General features: G+C 46.4%; 13 protein-coding genes. All 13 read left to right on the top strand.

Features of this window, described 5'->3' with window-relative positions; translation table 11 throughout:
* The first annotated feature begins 196 nt into the window (after positions 1-196).
* Complete coding sequence (locus ACQEXT_RS06855; RefSeq protein ID WP_426951208.1) at positions 197-1,936, top strand: glycoside hydrolase family 36 protein; 1,740 nt, start codon at positions 197-199, stop codon at positions 1,934-1,936.
* A gap of 57 nt (positions 1,937-1,993) precedes the next feature.
* The gene (gene ruvC / locus ACQEXT_RS06850) at positions 1,994-2,515 is read left to right on the top strand and encodes a crossover junction endodeoxyribonuclease RuvC (RefSeq protein WP_269377204.1); all 522 of its coding nucleotides are present in this window, start codon (positions 1,994-1,996) and stop codon (positions 2,513-2,515) included.
* A 165-nt stretch (positions 2,516-2,680) separates the two neighbouring features.
* The gene (gene ruvA / locus ACQEXT_RS06845) at positions 2,681-3,298 is read left to right on the top strand and encodes a Holliday junction branch migration protein RuvA (RefSeq protein WP_138972446.1); all 618 of its coding nucleotides are present in this window, start codon (positions 2,681-2,683) and stop codon (positions 3,296-3,298) included.
* Between the two features lie 12 nt (positions 3,299-3,310).
* Positions 3,311-4,315 (top strand): Holliday junction branch migration DNA helicase RuvB, encoded by a 1,005-nt coding sequence (ruvB, locus tag ACQEXT_RS06840; protein WP_269377207.1) that lies wholly within the window; start codon positions 3,311-3,313, stop codon positions 4,313-4,315.
* 457 nt (positions 4,316-4,772) lie between these two features.
* Complete coding sequence (gene cydA / locus ACQEXT_RS06835; protein WP_331415995.1) at positions 4,773-6,359, top strand: cytochrome ubiquinol oxidase subunit I; 1,587 nt, start codon at positions 4,773-4,775, stop codon at positions 6,357-6,359.
* Between the two features lie 15 nt (positions 6,360-6,374).
* Positions 6,375-7,511 (top strand): cytochrome d ubiquinol oxidase subunit II, encoded by a 1,137-nt coding sequence (cydB, locus tag ACQEXT_RS06830; RefSeq protein WP_331415994.1) that lies wholly within the window; start codon positions 6,375-6,377, stop codon positions 7,509-7,511.
* A 12-nt stretch (positions 7,512-7,523) separates the two neighbouring features.
* Entirely contained in the window at positions 7,524-7,631 is a 108-nt protein-coding gene (gene cydX, locus ACQEXT_RS06825) for a cytochrome bd-I oxidase subunit CydX (protein WP_000270284.1), read from the top strand.
* Positions 7,624-7,926, top strand: a complete 303-nt coding sequence (ybgE, locus tag ACQEXT_RS06820; protein ID WP_426951204.1) for a cyd operon protein YbgE — start codon at positions 7,624-7,626, stop codon at positions 7,924-7,926. The genes cydX and ybgE overlap by 8 nt, the downstream gene beginning before the upstream one ends.
* 168 nt (positions 7,927-8,094) lie before the next feature.
* A complete protein-coding gene (gene ybgC, locus ACQEXT_RS06815; protein ID WP_331415992.1) occupies positions 8,095-8,514 on the top strand; it encodes a tol-pal system-associated acyl-CoA thioesterase in 420 nt (139 codons plus the stop codon).
* Positions 8,504-9,199, top strand: coding sequence for a protein TolQ (gene tolQ / locus ACQEXT_RS06810; protein ID WP_426951203.1), 696 nt, complete (start codon positions 8,504-8,506; stop codon positions 9,197-9,199). The genes ybgC and tolQ overlap by 11 nt, the downstream gene beginning before the upstream one ends.
* 5 nt (positions 9,200-9,204) lie before the next feature.
* A complete protein-coding gene (locus tag ACQEXT_RS06805; protein WP_138972452.1) occupies positions 9,205-9,648 on the top strand; it encodes an ExbD/TolR family protein in 444 nt (147 codons plus the stop codon).
* A gap of 12 nt (positions 9,649-9,660) precedes the next feature.
* Positions 9,661-10,728, top strand: coding sequence for a cell envelope integrity protein TolA (gene tolA, locus ACQEXT_RS06800; protein ID WP_138972484.1), 1,068 nt, complete (start codon positions 9,661-9,663; stop codon positions 10,726-10,728).
* Positions 10,729-10,780: 52 nt separating this feature from the next.
* Positions 10,781-12,094 carry a Tol-Pal system beta propeller repeat protein TolB gene (gene tolB / locus ACQEXT_RS06795; RefSeq protein WP_426951262.1) on the top strand — a complete coding sequence of 438 codons (1,314 nt, stop codon included), beginning with the start codon at positions 10,781-10,783 and terminating at the stop codon, positions 12,092-12,094.
* The last annotated feature ends 2 nt before the right edge of the window (positions 12,095-12,096 follow it).

The following is a 12,096-nucleotide window of genomic DNA, read 5'->3' as shown; positions in this document are numbered from 1 at the left end:
TGGAGGGCTGTTTCGTTTCCCAAAAGGCACATTAAGCAGTGAATTCACTAAAAAATGCGTGCCTATTTGAAACCTGGACTAAAGCGATAAAAATCTGAAACGTGATGAGAGTACGCTTTTGTACTGTTGATGAAATGGACAATAAAATAGGCGAGTGCTGTAATGGACGGGTTCCAGTTTTGTTCAGAGTATTGATATGGCCCAGCAGTTAGAACTTGCCAATGGTCGCAAAGTCCTAGTCCCAAGTTACCAAATTCAAATCACCCAAGATAAAAACCAGCTTTCATTCTCTTTCCAAGGTCTGAGCAATGACAAGTTTGATCAACGGTTCTTACTGTGTCAGACGGAATTCAATTTTGAGCGCAGCGCTGTATTGCTCGGGGACGGCTTTCAAATGCTGGCGCAAACCACGGGGACGGTCGATGAGCCACTCGACATTGGACGTTGTCCTGATAATAGCCTTAGCTACCGTATCTACCCGAGCAGTGCCAATAAACGTTATTACAACTATTTGGTGATTGAAGATTCTCTGGGCTACAACTTGTTTGGCTTTACGTCATGCCACCGCTTTGCGGGCTATTTTGAGATCGAAGAGTCTGAAAGTGGTCTGATGATCAATGCGTATTTGGATGGAGAAAACACTTATCCATTGGATTGGGCGAGCAATCAGTTAGAGTCTCTTGTCTGCTTACAAGGCGAATCACTGTCTCGTCTATATAGTGACTTTACCGATTTGATTGCACAGCATCACACTCCAAGGCCTGGCGTGACAAAACCTTCGCCTATCGGCTGGTGTTCTTGGTATGCCTACTATGCGGAAGTGAACCAACAAAATATCTACGACAATCTAGAAAAGATGCAGGGCAAACTTGCTCAACTGGATTACGTTTTGCTTGATGATGGGTATCAGGCTTTTATGGGAGATTGGCTAACCCCTTCTGACAAGTTTCCGTCGGGAATTAAAAACGTTATTGCTCGGATTAAATCGGCTGGGAAAAAACCAGCAATCTGGTTAGCTCCTTTTATTGCTCAGCCTGAGTCAGAGGTTTTCAAAAACCACCCTGATTGGTTTGTACGCCATCAAGATAACAGCCTGCTCAAAGCCGATGATGTAACCTATGCTGGTTGGCGATGTACGCCTTGGTACATTCTCGATACGACTCACCCAGAGGTTCAGGTGCACTTGACCCATGTTGTTAAAGTGATGAGAGAGGAATGGGGAGTAGAACTGTTTAAGCTTGATGCAAACTATTGGGGCACGCTCAAAGGCAAAAGAAGCCAAAGCGGAGTCACTGGTGTGGAAGCTTATCGTCTTGGGATGGAAGCGATTGCAGAAGGCGTGGGTGATGGTTTGATCTTAGGCTGCAACGCGCCGATGTGGCCATCTATTGGTCTGGTGGACGCGATGCGGGTCTCTGATGATGTTGAGAGGAACGAACGTCGCTTTGAACAGATCGCCAAAGAGACTTTCTATCGCAGTTGGCAGCACCGCAAGCTTTGGCAGTGTGATCCAGATTGTGCCACGTTTGTTTCTCTTGCTAATCAAGCCGCAGAAAGACAAAGTTACCAATTCCACCGTGACGTTCTACTCGCCTCTGGGGGCCTATTGCTATCGGGCGATCCATTAACCGAACTGACCCCGTTTGCTCAACGTTCGTTAAGTAAACTGCTGCTAAGGCACAAACACTGTCAGGAAGCGGCGCGCTTTACTGCGTTAAATCTCCATCACGCCTATTTACCTTTGACAGAGAGAAACGAATTACACTGTCTGTTTAATTATCAGCAAGCGGCACGTGACATCACTTTAACTGCGGATCAACCTGTCTATTGGTACGACTACTGGAGCGGAGAGAAGCTGGTGGCAGAGCCAACCCCTGTTATTGAAGTGAGTCTTGAGTCAGGCTTATCAAGCCGAGCGATAATTACCTCGATATAGCACAAAGAGTGCTTTAACATGTGTCACTGAACAAAAAAACATATCGATTAGGTATCAATGTCAGTAATACTTGGTATTGACCCTGGCTCTCGAATTACGGGATACGGGGTCATACGTCAAAATGGTCGTCATCTCCAGTACCTTGGTAGTGGATGTATACGCACCTCAGAAAAAGAGCTCCCTGGGCGATTGAAGCAGATTTACGCCGGAGTTTCAGAAATCATCACTCAGTTTCAACCGGACGTTTTTGCCATAGAACAAGTCTTTATGGCACGAAACGCGGATTCAGCATTAAAGCTTGGTCAAGCTCGTGGTAGCGCTATTGTCGCTGCGGTTAATGCTGAACTGCCCGTTTATGAATACGCGGCAAGATTAATCAAACAAGCGGTGACAGGAACGGGCGGGGCAGACAAAGAGCAGGTTCAGCACATGGTACAACAGATGCTGAAGTTACCTGGTCGTCCGCAAGCTGATGCTGCCGATGCACTGGGTGTGGCAATTTGTCATGCCAATACCAATAAAACCCTGATTGCAATGGCAGGAAAGGCAAGCAGTGCCCGTCGAGGTCGTTATCGATAGACCTACCAATAGTGCCGAGATTAACATACAGGTCGATGCAGTCCGCACCCTGACCTCTCAACTTGATCAAGTTGTCTCAAAAATATAGTCAATAATGATAAAGGACTGGATGTCTATCCAGTTCTTTATTATCCTGTCGCAAATTCATTTCTAAGAGTATCCACTGTGATTGGACGTCTGCGCGGCATTCTAATTGAAAAACAACCACCTGAATTATTGATTGAAGTTAACGGCATTGGCTACGAAGTTCAGATGCCGATGAGCTGTTTCTATGAGCTACCAAATGTTGGTGAAGAAGCAATCATCTATACTCACTTCGTGGTACGTGAAGATGCGCAGCTACTCTACGGTTTTAATACAGTCAAAGAACGTGCGTTGTTTAGAGAAGTGATTAAAGCAAATGGCGTTGGTCCTAAACTGGGTCTGGGCATATTATCGGGCATGACGGCGAGCCAGTTTGTTGCCAGCGTCGAAAGAGAAGATATCTCGACACTGGTTAAGCTACCTGGGGTGGGTAAAAAGACGGCAGAGCGACTTGTGGTTGAGATGAAAGACCGTCTCAAAAGTTGGAGTGCTGGTGATCTCTTTACCCCTTACACTGATGCCGCACCAATTGACTCAGTGCCAGAAGCTGCTCAGTCGAGCGCAGAAGAAGAAGCGATCAGTGCACTGCTCGCGTTGGGTTACAAACCCGTCCAAGCCTCAAAAGTGGTTTCTCAGGTAATGAAACCAGAGATGAGTAGCGAGCAATTGATTCGTGAAGCCCTGAAGTCGATGGTTTAAAAGGTATCAGTCATGATTGAAGCGGATCGCTTAATAGCACCAGACAATACGATCTACAAAGAAGAAGATGTTATCGATCGTGCGATACGCCCTAAGAAGTTAGAGGACTACAAAGGGCAAGATCACGTCCGTAACCAGATGGAAATCTTCATTAAAGCGGCTCAGTTGAGAAATGAAGCACTGGATCATCTGCTGATATTTGGTCCTCCGGGTTTAGGTAAGACGACCTTAGCCAACATTGTCGCGAATGAAATGAACGTAAATATCCGTACAACTTCCGGCCCTGTGTTGGAGAAAGCGGGGGATTTAGCCGCGTTATTGACCAACCTTGAAGAGAACGACGTGCTCTTCATCGATGAAATTCACCGCTTGAGCCCAATGGTTGAAGAGGTACTCTACCCAGCGATGGAAGACTATCAGTTAGACATCATGATCGGTGAAGGCCCAGCGGCTCGCTCAATTAAAATCGATTTACCACCGTTCACGTTAATCGGTGCGACGACGCGTGCTGGCTCTCTGACCTCTCCTTTGCGAGATCGTTTTGGTATTACGCAGCGTCTTGAGTATTACAAGATCCCAGATCTACAAAACATTGTTCAACGCAGTGCGGATTGTCTCGGTCTTTCGATGGAAGCTGAAGGTGCTCTAGAGGTTGCGCGTCGAGCACGTGGGACACCGCGTATTGCTAACCGCTTGCTTAGACGTGTACGTGACTACGCGGAAGTGAAGGGGAACGGTCACATTTGTGCTGAAGTGGCAGACAAAGCGCTCAACATGCTTGACGTAGATGCTCAAGGATTCGACTACATGGACAGGAAACTGCTCTTAGCCATTATGGAAAAATTTGGCGGTGGTCCCGTTGGGCTCGATAACATGGCGGCCGCGATTGGCGAAGAAAAAGATACGATTGAAGATGTTCTTGAACCTTATCTTATTCAACAGGGTTATCTGCAACGGACACCAAGAGGGCGAATCGCTACCGATAGAGCGTATCTTCATTTCGGAATTGAAAAATAAGTTTTCACGGCCAGCAAATTCTTGCTGGCTTTTTATTATTAGTGATCTAAATCACATTAAACTAAATTGCCTACCACTAAATAGGTAATGTAAATGAGTGATTTGTTAACCACTTGTTTTGCATAAATAGTAATTTACAGCCGTATGCAACCCTCTCTTAACAAATGAGTTTTAAAATGCTTGATTTAGATCAAGGTGGCGCTTTTTTAATCACAAATGCCGTGCAAAAGTTGATGTAAATCAAAGCGAACTCTGTCCATAAATCTTTTGAAACAACCTGTTTTTCGCAGTAATATTAGTCCTAGCTATATTAGCTGATGCTTAACAATTAACTAACCGTTACGGTACATTTTTGCAACACATTGCCTATAACTGGTAACACGGGTTAAGTTCGTTCAACGATTAATAACAATGCATTAATGGAAAGAGTGTCTTCAGCCGACACATAGGAGTAAACATGATTGACGTAGTTGATCTGTCGCGATTGCAATTTGCACTGACAGCGATGTATCACTTCCTCTTCGTACCACTGACTCTAGGTATGGCCTTCCTATTAGCCATCATGGAATCTCTGTACGTAATGACGGACAAGCAAATCTACAAGGACATGACAAAGTTCTGGGGTAAGCTTTTCGGTATTAACTTCGCTCTAGGCGTGGCTACCGGCCTAACCATGGAGTTCCAGTTTGGTACCAACTGGTCTTACTATTCACATTACGTAGGTGATATTTTCGGTGCACCTTTGGCGATCGAAGCACTAGTAGCCTTTTTCCTAGAATCGACATTTGTTGGTCTGTTCTTTTTTGGCTGGGATCGCTTATCAAAACGTCAACACTTAGCCGTAACTTGGCTTGTAGCCCTTGGGTCTAACTTCTCAGCACTTTGGATTCTCGTGGCAAACGGCTGGATGCAAAACCCAGTTGGCGCGGAATTTAACTTCGAAACCATGCGTATGGAGATGGTGAGCTTTGCTGAGGTTGTTCTAAACCCAGTTGCTCAGGTTAAGTTCGTTCATACGGTTGCTTCTGGTTACACGACTGGCGCAATGTTTATTCTAGGCATCAGCTCATACTACCTATTAAAAGGTCGTGACATCGCGTTCGCTCGTCGTTCATTTGCTATCGCTGCCTCTTTCGGTATGGCTGCGATCCTATCCGTTATCGTCCTAGGTGATGAATCTGGTTACGAGCTTGGTGAAGTTCAGAAAGTGAAACTTGCTGCGGTAGAAGCAGAGTGGCACACAGAACCTGCTCCAGCAGCATTCACTCTGTTTGGTCTGCCAAATCAAGAGACAATGCACACCGATTACGCCATTAAGATCCCTTACGTGATGGGTATCATTGCGACTCGTTCATTCGACGAGCAAGTGACTGGTCTACGTGATTTACGTGACCAGCACGTTGAGCGTATCCGAACGGGTATGTACGCGTACGAGTTGCTAGAGAAACTGCGTGCTGGCGACAAGACTCCAGAAAACATGGCAGCGTTTGATGAAGTGAAAGGTGACCTTGGTTACGGTCTACTTCTGAAACGTTACACCGACGAAGTTGTTGATGCGACAGAAGAACAAATCCAAGCGGCCGCGGATGATTCTATCCCTAAAGTTTGGCCACTATTCTGGTCATTCCGCATCATGGTCGCGTGTGGCTTCATCATGCTGTTCGTATTCGGCGCGGCGTTTATTCAAACATGTCGTCAGAAGATCGAACAAAAGCCTTGGATTCTTAAAGCGGCACTATTTAGCATCCCACTACCTTGGATTGCTGTAGAAGCAGGGTGGTTCGTTGCCGAGTACGGTCGTCAGCCATGGGCAGTGGGTGAAATCTTACCGACCCACGTAGCCTCTTCTGCGCTCACTGTTGCGGAACTTTGGACGTCACTGTTCGCCATTCTGGCGCTCTACACGGTGTTCCTCATCGCTGAAGTTTACCTAATGGTTAAGTTCGCGCGTAAAGGGCCGAGCAGCTTGAAAACAGGCCGCTACCACTTTGAACAAAACGCTAGCTCTGTTGAAGACAAAGTCGGCCGTTCAGTCGAAGTTTAAGTGAGGGATGATTAAATGTTTGATTACGAAATCTTACGCCTTATCTGGTGGATCCTAATTGGTGTCCTAATGGTAGGTTTCGCTGTGACCGATGGTTTTGATATGGGTGTTGCTGCGCTTTCACCTGTTATCGGTAAAAGCGACACTGAGCGTCGTATTATGCTCAACACGATTGCCCCTCACTGGGATGGCAACCAAGTTTGGCTAATCACTGCTGGTGGTGCGCTATTTGCGGCGTGGCCATTAGTGTACGCAACGTCGTTCTCTGGTTTCTACCTAGCAATGTATGTAACTCTGGCTGCGCTTTGGTTACGTCCACTTGCTCTTGATTACCGTTCAAAGATCGAAGAACCAAAATGGCGTAAAGCTTGGGACTACGCACTTTGCTTTAGCGGTACCGTACCACCAATCATCTTTGGTGTGGCATTTGGTAACCTGCTACAGGGTGTACCATTTGAGCTGAACGATCTGCTAATGTCTCAGTACAAAGGGACTTTCTTTGCGCTACTTAACCCATTCGCTCTGCTCTGTGGTGTGTTAAGCCTGATGCTATTTGTCCTGCAAGGTGCAACATGGCTACAGATGAAAACCACTGAAGCGTTACATGAGCGTGCACGTAACGTTGCTCAAATCGCAGGCCTTGTTGCGGTGGCACTATTTGTTGCTGGTGGCTTCTGGGTTCAAAACATCGAAGGTTACGTGTTAACGAGCACAATCGATACGTTTGCAGACTCTAACCCACTAAACAAAGAAGTGGCTCTACAAGCAGGTGCTTGGATGACCAACTTCGAAACTTACCCTGCAATGTGGATTGCGCCAGTTCTTGGTGTATTTATGCCATTGCTCGCGGTAGTAGCATCTCGTTTTGAGCGTGGTGGTTTTGCTTTCCTATTCTCAAGCTTGTCTAACGCAGGTGTCATTCTTACTGCTGGTTTTGCAATGTTCCCATTTGTCATGCCTTCAAGTTTGGTACCAAACCACAGCTTAACCATGTGGGATTCAACGGCGAGTGAGCTCACTCTCGGTCTGATGACAGTGGTTGCGGCGGTAATGGTTCCTGTGATTCTTGGCTACACGACTTGGACTTACTACAAAATGTTCGGTCGTCTAGATAAGAAACATATCGAAGACAACGACGTTTCAGCTTACTAAGGAGCATTGACTATGTGGTATTTTGCATGGATTTTAGGTGTACTACTCGCGTGTGCATTCGGAATCATCAACGCTCTTTGGTTAGAGCACTCAGAAATGATGGACAAAGACAGTGAGTAATCTCGCTGCACAGGTCGCTAAGTTACATGCACCTGTCGATAAGACTCTGTTTAGAGTCTTATCCCTAGTTCTGGGTTTCTATCATGTTGCTATGGTGATGTGGGATCCAGAACTCTATTCCGCCTCAATTGGTGGCTTTAATGCGATTATCTCTCCACTGATGATCTGGGCGATCTGCTCTAGCATGGTGTTTGGGGTAGGATTTAAACCACGCAATTGGTACTGGCAGCTTTTGTTCAGTCCATATTGCTCACTGACGATACTGATTTACTTAACGGTTGTTCGGCTGTTGTAGTGAGGTGGGGTTAAACTCCATACATTTTGTATAAAAAAAGCGCGACTCCTTGAAGGGGTTGCGCTTTTTTTTGTTTCAAGCTTTGAAAACACTCAATTACCCTTGCACTGGTAGTGACGACTTGCGTTATAGTATCCCTTTAGCAAAAACCAAGTTGTGGACACAAACGTGCAGGATACCAACACAAAGTTTGAGTGGCCGGTGACGGTTTATTATGAAGATACCGATGCGGGGGGAGTGGTTTACCATTCTAACTATTTAAAGTTTTTCGAACGTGCTCGTACCGAGCTACTTCGCACAATTGGTGTATCGCAACAACTGTTATTGGAACAAAACCTCGGCTTTGTAGTCCGACACATGGACATCGATTTTTTACAAGGTGCTCGTCTTGACGATCACCTGACGGTAACAACTCAAATTGCTGACCTTAAAAAAGCATCCTTAACCTTCTGTCAGGAGATCGTTAATCCTGACGGTAAAACATTGTGTAAGGCAATGGTTAAGGTAGCATGTATCGATAATAAGAAAATGAGGCCAAAAGCTATGCCTCAATCAATAGTTATGGAGTTAACTAATAGTGACCGCTGATATCTCGATGCTTGACCTCTTCTTACAGGCCAGCCTGCTAGTAAAAATGGTTATGCTGATTTTGTTAGGTATGTCGATCGTCTCTTGGGCGATGATCATCAAGCGTAGTAAAGTGCTTTCTCTGGCTTCTAAAGAAGCAGAAACGTTTGAAGACAAATTCTGGTCTGGTACTGATCTTTCGATCTTGTACCAGAACGCCAAGAAGCGTAAGGACGAACTGGGGGGTACAGAAGAGATTTTCTATTCTGGCTTTACCGAGTTTGCTCGTCTACGCAAATCCAATGCAGATTCTCCAGACTTTATTATGGAAGGAACAGGACGTGCAATGCGCGTGGCGGTTTCTCGCGAAGTGGATGAACTTGAGACTAATCTGCCGTTCCTTGCGACGGTAGGCTCAATCAGCCCGTATATCGGTCTTTTTGGTACGGTATGGGGTATCATGCATGCCTTTATTGCGCTAGGTGAAGTGAAGCAAGCCACGCTCGCTATGGTTGCTCCGGGTATCGCAGAAGCACTGGTTGCAACGGCAATGGGTCTATTTGCTGCTATTCCAGCAGTGATGGCGTACAACCGTCTAAGTAACAAAGTCGGTAAGTTAGAACATAATTACGCGACCTTCTCAGAAGAGTTCCACAGCATCCTACACCGTCAGGCTATGGCGGGCAGAGAATCGGGTAAGGAATAACTGCGATGGCTGGTTACCAACCCAAAAAGCGCAAAATGACTGCCGAAATTAACGTGGTGCCGTACATCGATGTGATGTTAGTACTGTTGATTATTTTTATGGTGACGTCACCTTTTGTTACCCAAGGCGTTGATGTTGAATTGCCAAAAACAGCAACAGCACAGCCCGCCTCCGAATTAGCGGGCGATAGTGATGCGAGTTTTATCATTGTCGAAATCGACAGAGAGGGTAACTTGGGCTTGAGCGTGAATGATGAAGAAGTCATGCGTGGTATTTCACTGCAAGATCTTATTGTCCGTGTCAAAGCGGAACTGTCGCTCAAACCCGATTCGCCTGTTGCCGTAGGTGGTGACGCTGCAACGCCATATGCTGACGTTGTTTTGGTACTGGATGAATTAAGCCGTGCTGGTATTCCTAAGGTTGGATTGCTAACGGACATAAAGGAATAGCTTTCGTTGTCCATGAAAGAAACTAAATCTAAACAGAACGACTACAAGAAGCCGATAGCGATATCGGCGGCTTTGCACGCACTCTTAATCGTCGCCTTGATCTGGGGGACTGATTTTACCATGTCGAAACCTGAGCCAACGGGTAATATGGTGCAGGCTGTGGTGATTGACCCAAGCCTTGTTAGGCAGCAAGCGCAGCAAATTCGTAGTCAGCGTGAAGAAGCGGCGAAAAAAGAGCAAGACCGTTTGGATAAGCTTCGTCGTGAAAGCGAGCAGTTAGAAAAGAACCGCAAAGCTGAAGAAGAGCGGATCCGTAAGCTAAAAGAGCAGCAAGCGAAAGAAGCGAAAGCCGCTCGTGAGGCTGAAAAACAACGTATTGCTAAAGAGAAAGAGCGCAAAGCGGAAGAGCAACGTGCGCGTGAAGAGAAGCAACGTGTCGCTAAGCTCGAAGAAGAGCGCAAAGCAAAAGAGCAAGCGATCAAAAAAGCGGAACAAGAACGATTAGCCAAAGAAGCGGCGATTGCCAAAGCTGAGCAAGAGCGAATCGAACGTGAAAAAGCGGCCAAAGCGGCTGAAGAGAAAGCACGTCGTGAGCGTGAAGCAGCGGAAAAAGCGGAACAAGATCGCATAGCCAAAGAAAAAGCAGCGAAAGAAGCCGCGGAGAAAGCTCGTCAAGAGAAAGAACGCTTAGAGCGAATTGAACGTGAGCGTAAAGAGCAAGAAGCGGCACTGAACGATATCTTTGCTGGTCTAGAGACGGAGGCTGAAGCCAATACTTCAGCTCGGTCAAGCCACGTTGCAAACGAAGCGCAGCGCTATGGGGCGATTTATAGCCAACTTATTCAGCAAAATCTCCTACTGGAGGACAGCTTTAGGGGAAAGTCTTGTCGAGTTAACTTGCGTCTGATCCCTACTGGAGCAGACGCAATATTAGGTAATTTGTCGGTTTTAGGCGGAGACAGCCGTTTGTGCGCAGCTACGAAGCGCGCGGTGGCACAGGTGAACAGTTTCCCGCTGCCTAAAGACCCTGACATTATCGAAAAAGTTAAGAATATCAATTTAACCGTAGTACCTGAGTAATAAGGAAAAGCTTGTGTTAAAGCGACTAGTATTAGGATGTATGCTCACCGTGATGAGTGCGTTTCAAGTAGCCAATGCGGCACTGGAACTTGTGATTACAGATGGTATCGATTCGGCTCGTCCAATCGCTATTGTGCCGTTTAAATGGGAAGGCAGCACTAAGTTGCCTGAAGATGTCTCTGCGGTGATCGCATCGGATCTTCAACGCAGTGGTAAATTTAGCCCAGTGGCGACCAGCAAAATGCCACAAACACCCTACAGCGATGCCGAAGTAGACTTTAATGCTTGGACTGGTTTAGGCGTGGATGCTTTAGTTACCGGCTCAATCTCGCAAGATGCCAAAGGCGACTATGTGATTAACTACCAACTTGTTGATGTGGTTCGTGGTCAACTAACTCAAGGTCAAAGCAAGGCGCTTAGCGATGATGGTCAGTTGGTGCTATCGAAAGATCATGTACTATTTAACAAGCGAGCGACGGTACCGGGTAAACGCATGAGAGAGTACGCTCACCGTATCTCTGATCTGGTTTATGAGGCACTTACTGGTGAGAAGGGCGCATTCCTGACTCGTATCGCCTATGTGGTGGTGAATGATAAAGATCAGTTCCCGTACCAGCTACGTGTTTCTGACTACGATGGTTACAACGAGCGCCTTGTGCTTCGTTCTAAACAACCTTTGATGTCACCAGCATGGTCACCAGATGGTAAAAAACTGGCTTATGTTAGCTTCCAAAATGGCCAAGCTGAAATCTTCATCATGAACATCTACACAGGTGAGCGTGAGAAAGTTACGTCATACCCTCGTCACAATGGTGCGCCAAGATTCTCTCCGGACGGTTCTCAGCTCGCACTCGTGTTGTCGAAAACAGGCAGCTTGCAGGTATACACGCTAGACCTGAATACTCGTAAATTGACTCAAATTACCAGCGGTCGAGCGAACAATACTGAACCGTTTTGGCATCCAGATGGTAAATCTCTCATCTTTACTTCGGATCGGGGTGGAAAACCTCAGATTTATCAAGTAGATTTGGCAAGCGGATCAACCAAACGTATTACATGGCAAGGGAGCCAGAATCTAGGTGGTCAAATTACCCCTGATGGTCGCTTCCTGGTAATGGTCAATCGTAGCAACACAGGTTTCAACCTAGCTAAGCTAGATCTTGAAACGGGCGCTATGCAGACGTTGACCAAAACGTTGCTAGATGAGTCTCCAAGCATCGCGCCAAATGGCGGTATGGTGATTTACAGCTCTATCTACAACAAAACCAATGTTCTTTCTATGGTGTCTATTGATGGACGCTTTAAAGCAAGGTTACCGGCAACAAATGGTCGAGTTCGTGCTCCAGCATGGTCACCGTTTTTGTAGCA

Origin of the sequence: Vibrio sp. TRT 29B02 (genome assembly GCF_050113655.1) — a bacterium.
Taxonomy (GTDB): Bacteria; Pseudomonadota; Gammaproteobacteria; order Enterobacterales; family Vibrionaceae; genus Vibrio.
The sequence above is the reverse complement of the archived record's forward strand: the minus strand, read 5'-3'. Positions and strand labels throughout refer to the sequence as shown.

Coding starts and splice junctions, on each gene's coding strand:
- ACQEXT_RS06855 (WP_426951208.1), top strand. CDS start 197: ATGGCCCAGCAGTTAGAACTTGCCAATGGTCGCAAAGTCCTAGTCCCA.
- tolA (WP_138972484.1), top strand. CDS start 9,661: ATGAAAGAAACTAAATCTAAACAGAACGACTACAAGAAGCCGATAGCG.
- ruvB (WP_269377207.1), top strand. CDS start 3,311: ATGATTGAAGCGGATCGCTTAATAGCACCAGACAATACGATCTACAAA.
- cydB (WP_331415994.1), top strand. CDS start 6,375: ATGTTTGATTACGAAATCTTACGCCTTATCTGGTGGATCCTAATTGGT.
- cydX (WP_000270284.1), top strand. CDS start 7,524: ATGTGGTATTTTGCATGGATTTTAGGTGTACTACTCGCGTGTGCATTC.
- cydA (WP_331415995.1), top strand. CDS start 4,773: ATGATTGACGTAGTTGATCTGTCGCGATTGCAATTTGCACTGACAGCG.
- ACQEXT_RS06805 (WP_138972452.1), top strand. CDS start 9,205: ATGGCTGGTTACCAACCCAAAAAGCGCAAAATGACTGCCGAAATTAAC.
- tolB (WP_426951262.1), top strand. CDS start 10,781: ATGAGTGCGTTTCAAGTAGCCAATGCGGCACTGGAACTTGTGATTACA.
- ruvC (WP_269377204.1), top strand. CDS start 1,994: ATGTCAGTAATACTTGGTATTGACCCTGGCTCTCGAATTACGGGATAC.